Consider the following 5415-nt stretch of genomic DNA (forward strand, 5'->3'; position numbering starts at 1 on the left):
CTTCCAGGCCGCGTAGACCATGACGTCCAGCGGGTTGGTAACGACTATGAGGTGCGCGTCCGGGGAGTGTTTTACTATCCCTTCGACGACACTTTTTACGATTTTCGTATTCGTCTCTATAAGGTCCGACCGGCTCATGCCCGGCTTCCTCGGCAGCCCCGCGGTGATGATGACGACGTCCGAGCCGTCGGTGTCCTTATAGTCGTTGGTCCCGGTTATACGGACGTCGAACCCCTCGACGGGCGCGGCCTCCATAAGGTCGAGCGATTTACCCTGGGGCACGCCCTCGACAATGTCCAGAAGCACCACGTCCCCGATCTCCTTAATCGCAAGCCAGAGCGCGGTATGCGCTCCCACATGTCCGGCACCGACAACGGTGATCTTTTTACGTCCCAGGTTACGGCCCAATCTCGCCTCCTTTAAGTAGCTCGGGAACTTAAAAAATTAAATTGCCGGGTACCTGCGGCCCCGGCTCATCCTGTCTAAATCGCCTTAAATTGCCCCTTTATCTATTGTATACTGTATACAGAAAACCTACCTCTGTCAAGAGAATTTTTGGGCCAGAATTTGCTTGACACACCCCGGTTTGCTCTGATACGTTTACAGGGCTAAATCTTAGTGAGTGGTCCGTTTTCTCTAACCCCGCGATATAGTTTGGAAAGTTCACTCTAAGGAGGACCCCCAAAACCATGAAAAAGAACCATCTTCTGACGCCGGGACCAACCCAGGTACCCCCCGAAGCGCTCGGGGCCATGGCCCGGCCGATAATTCACCACAGGACCCCGCAGTTCTCAGCGCTCTTCGGCGAGACCGCGGAGATGCTCAAAGAGGTCTTCCAGACCGGGGAAGACGTACTCATTCTCGCCTCCTCGGGCACCGGGGCCATGGAGGGCTCAATATCGAACCTCTTCTCCCCCGGTGATGAGGTTATCGCCGTAAACGGAGGCAAGTTCGGAGAGAGGTGGGGCAAGATATCCGAGAGCCACGGGCTCAAGGTCCACTGGGTGAACGTCGAGTGGGGAAAGGCCGTGGACCCGGGAATAATAGAGAAACTCCTTAAGGAAAACGCGGAAATACGGGGGGTCCTTACCCAGGCGAGCGAGACCTCCACCACCGTGGCCCACCCGATAAAGGAGCTTGCGGTACTTACCAAGGACCGGGACTGCCTGCTGGTGGTCGACGGCATAACCGCGGTCGGGGTGTTCGACCTGCCGATGGACAAGTGGGGTATAGACGTGCTGGTCTCGGGCTCTCAAAAGGCCTTTATGCTCCCGCCGGGGCTGGCGTTCGCCGCCTTGAGCAAAAAGGCGTGGAAGTTCCGGGAGAGATCAAAATGCCCGAGGTTCTACTTCGACTTCAAGAAGGAGCGGGAAAACCTCGCCAAGCAGACCTCGGCCTATACGCCGGCCGTCTCGCTCGTAGCCGGGCTCAGGGAGTCGCTCGGCATCATGAAGGCCGAGGGGATAAAGAACGTCTTTAAGAGGCACGAGCTCCTGGCCGAGGCCACGCGCAAGGCCGTGGAGGCGCTGGGGCTGAAACTCCTCGCCCCCGAGAGCCCGAGCCCGGCCGTAACCGGCGCGTACCTGCCGGACGGCATGGACGGCGGGAAGTTCGTAAAGTACCTCCGGGACGAGATGGGCGTTACCATCGCCGGGGGGCAGGACCATTTGAAAGGCAAGATAATACGGCTCTCTCACATGGGCTACGTGGACGCCTTCGACGTCATAACAGGTATATCCGCGGTCGAAATGGGGCTAAAGAAGTTCGGACACAAGGTCTCTCTCGGTAAAGGGCTGGCGGCGGCGGAAAAAGTGCTTATAGGGGGTTTTAAATAGATGAAGGTACTCGTAACCGATAACCTCTCGAAGAGGGCGGCCGAAATACTCGCCGCCGCCCCGGGCATAGAGTGCGAGGTGGACAATACGATTACGCCCGAGGAACTCCTGGAGAGGATAGGGGATTACCACGCGCTCGCCGTAAGGAGCAGGACGAAGGTAACGGCCGAGGTGCTGGAGAAGGCCGGAAATTTAAAGGTCGTCGGCAGGGCCGGCATAGGGGTGGACAATATAGACGTCCGGGAGGCCACCCGGCGCGGGGTCGTCGTCATGAACACCCCCGGCGGCAACACGGTTACCACGGCCGAGCACGCGGTCTCCATGATGCTGGCGCTGGCGAGGAACATCCCGCAGGCCACGGCCTCTATGAAACGCGGCGAGTGGGAGAAGAAAAAGTTCCAGGGCACTGAGCTCACCGGTAAGACGCTCGGCATAGTAGGGGTCGGCAACATAGGCTCCATCGTCGCCGCAAGGGCGCAGGGGCTCAAAATGAACGTCGCGGCCTACGACCCCTACATATCCGAAGAGGCCGCCGACAAGCTAGGCATAACGCTCGTCACCCTCGACGAGCTCTATAAAAAGAGCGACTTCATATCCATCCACGTGCCGCGCACCAAGGAGACGGCCAACCTCGTGGACGCCGCCGCGTTCTCGAAGATGAAGAAGGGCGTAAAGCTCATAAACTGCGCCCGCGGCGGGATAGTGAACGAAACGGACCTCTTTGAAGCGATAAAGTCCGGACGGGTAGCAGGAGCGGCGCTCGACGTATTCGACCAGGAGCCGCCCCCGAAGGATAACCCGCTCCTGGCCCTCGACGAGGTGATACTCTCCCCTCACCTCGGCGCGTCCACCCGCGAGGCGCAGGAGAAAGTGGCCGTGGCCATAGCCGAGCAGATAGCCGACTACCTGACAAACGGGACCATAATGAACGCAATAAACGTCCCCTCGGTGCCCGCCGAGCTTCTGGGCTCGCTCGGCCCCTACATAACCCTTGCCGAAAAGCTCGGGAGCTTCCACGGCCAGACCCTCACGGGTGCCGTGGAGGAGATAGCCGTCGAGTACAGCGGCGACGTGGTCGGCTACGACATAGCGCCGGTGACGATAGCCTGCATAAAGGGGCTCCTCGACCAACTCCTCGACCAGCACGTGAACTTCGTGAACGCACCGCTTGTGGCAAGCGAGAGGGGCATAAAGGTCGTGGAGGTGAAGAGCTCGAGGGCCATAGACTTCGCAAGCTCGGTGACCGTGAAGGTAAAGACAAAGGACGGCGAGAGCGTCGTCGAGGGCGCGATATTCGGCAAGTCCGACCTGCGGATCGTGAAGATAGACCACTTCCTCCTCGACGCCGTGCCCGAGGGCTGCCTCCTGATACTCCACAACGCGGACAAGCCGGGGGTCATAGGGGACGTGGGGACGCTGCTCGGCAAAAACAAGGTAAACATAGCGAGGCTGCACCTCGGCAGGGCGGCCGTCGGCGGCGAGGCCGTATCGGTCTGGAACATAGACACCCCGCTTTCGACGGAGCTTACGAAAAAACTACTGAAACTACCCAACATCATCTCTACCAGGATGGTACAGTTGTAATAAGGCCATTATACGTGTGCGTTATACGTGATGCGGAAAATCTTTAAATACGTATAACGCATCACGCACACGCATCACGGCTTTTTAACCCATGAAAATTCCTTCCGACATAACGCTCCCCCGGGGCGCGACGGACATCCTCCCCGATGAGGCCGAGAGGATAAGTGCGGTCGAGGCCGCGGCCCTCAAGGTCTTCAGAAAGTACGGCTTCCAGCGCGTCATAACCCCGCTCCTCGAATACGTGGACGTCCTCTCGCGCGGCATGGACGAGGAGCTCGCCACCAGGGCGGTAAAGTTCATAGAGCCCTCCACCGGCAGGGTCATGGCCGTAAGGCCCGACATAACCCCGCAGATAGCCCGCGTGGTGGCCACCAAGATGAAGGACTCGGAACTGCCCCTGAAACTCTTCTACACCGAAAATGTCGTACGCTACCAGGACCCCGGCGGCACGAAGAGCAGAGAAATACTCCAGGTGGGGACCGAATGGGTCTCGGCCGAACCCTCCCCGGAGACGGACGCGGAGATGATCGTCATGGCCATAGAGGCCCTTAAGGAGACGGGGCTCAGGGAGTTCAAGGTCGATATCGGGGACGTGGGCTTCGTAAAGGCGGTGCTCGACCGCCTCGAGGTAAGCGGGCCGGAGAGAGGGGAGATAAAGGAGGCGGTGGCGAGGAAGGACAACCAGGGGCTCGCCTCCCTGCTCGACCGTCTTGGTAAAAAGGTAGGCAAAGAAGATAAAAACCTCTTGCTGGCCCTTACGACCTTCTACGGAGAGGAAGAAGTCATAGAGAAGGCTAAAACTTTTTCCACCAAAGACCCCGTTGCCGCGGCCGCGCTCGACAATATCGAGAGCGTGCTCGGCATAGTCGCCTCAAGGGGATACAAAGACTACTTGACCATAGACCTCGGCGAGGTCCGCGGGTTCGGCTACTACACGGGCATAATCTTCGAGGGCTTTGCAAAGGGCGTGGGAAAGCCGGTGCTCGGCGGCGGCAGGTACGATACGCTTATCGAGAAGTACGGTTTTCGGGCCGCGTCGACGGGCTTTGCCCTCGACGTGGAGAACATAGTTTCGGCTCTCGGAAGAAGGGGTTAAACGATGTCAAGGAACGTAGTCATAGTCGGCGCCCAGTGGGGGGACGAGGGCAAGGGGAAGATAGTCGACATCCTCTCCGAGTACGCCGACGTCGTGGTCCGCTTCCAGGGGGGCAACAACGCGGGCCATACCATAATGCTCGACAAGGAGAAGTTCGTCCTCCACCTGATCCCCTCCGGCATACTCCATCCGGAGAAGACCTGCGTTATAGGAAACGGGGTGGTGGTGGACCCCGGGGTGCTTCTCGAAGAGATAGAGGCCCTTACCGCCAGGGGCTACTTCAAACCCGGGTGCCTTCTCATAAGCAGGGACGCGCACCTCATAATGCCCTACCACAAGAAGCTCGACAGCGCCAAGGAGAGGCTCCGGGGGGCGGGTAAGATAGGCACCACGGGTCGCGGCATAGGCCCGGCCTACGAGGACAAGGTCTCCCGGTGCGGCATAAAGTGCGGCGACCTCTTAAGCGAGGCGGAGTTCCGTGCCAAGCTCAAGGCAAACCTCACCGAGAAGAACCACTATCTGAGCAACGTCCTCCACGAGGAAGGCTTCGAGGTACACGAGATATATAACGCCTACATGGAGTACGCCGAGAAGATGGCGCCTATGATAACCGATACCTCGCTCTTCCTCACGAACGCCATGAAGGATAGGAAGAAGATACTCTTCGAAGGGGCGCAGGGCACGCTCCTGGACGTGGACCACGGCACCTACCCGTTTGTCACGTCCAGCAACACGGTTAGCGGCCAGGCCGCCACCGGCAGCGGCGTGGGCCCCACCCGGTTAGACGCGGTCGTCGGAGTGACGAAGGCATATACCACCCGGGTGGGGGAGGGCCCCTTCCCAACCGAACTCGGAGAGGAAGAGGGCAGGGCCTTGAGGGAAAAGGGCGGGGAGTACGGG

5 protein-coding genes are annotated in these 5415 nt (G+C 59.3%); 4 read left to right on the forward strand and 1 reads right to left on the reverse strand.

All coding sequences use genetic code 11. From position 1 onward, the window contains the following. The coding region (locus tag V3W31_06405; GenBank protein ID MEE9614571.1) for a malate dehydrogenase at window positions 1-396 on the reverse strand (396 nt) is incomplete at its 3' end. 293 nt (window positions 397-689) lie between these two features. On the opposite strand from V3W31_06405, the gene V3W31_06410 reads away from it, so the two are divergent. From V3W31_06410 to V3W31_06425, 4 genes are all read left to right on the forward strand, one after another. Then, window positions 690-1835 carry an alanine--glyoxylate aminotransferase family protein gene (locus V3W31_06410; protein ID MEE9614572.1) on the forward strand — a complete coding sequence of 382 codons (1146 nt, stop codon included), beginning with the start codon at window positions 690-692 and terminating at the stop codon, window positions 1833-1835. Continuing rightward, window positions 1836-3419, forward strand: coding sequence for a phosphoglycerate dehydrogenase (serA, locus tag V3W31_06415; protein MEE9614573.1), 1584 nt, complete (start codon window positions 1836-1838; stop codon window positions 3417-3419). Between the two features lie 91 nt (window positions 3420-3510). Further along, the gene (hisZ, locus tag V3W31_06420; protein MEE9614574.1) at window positions 3511-4515 is read left to right on the forward strand and encodes an ATP phosphoribosyltransferase regulatory subunit; all 1005 of its coding nucleotides are present in this window, start codon (window positions 3511-3513) and stop codon (window positions 4513-4515) included. Between the two features lie 3 nt (window positions 4516-4518). Next, on the forward strand, window positions 4519-5415 hold an 897-nt coding region (locus V3W31_06425; GenBank protein MEE9614575.1), incomplete at its 3' end, for an adenylosuccinate synthase.

The sequence above is a fragment of the Thermodesulfobacteriota bacterium genome (genome assembly GCA_036482575.1).
Lineage (GTDB): Bacteria > Desulfobacterota > GWC2-55-46 > GWC2-55-46 > JAUVFY01 > JAZGJJ01.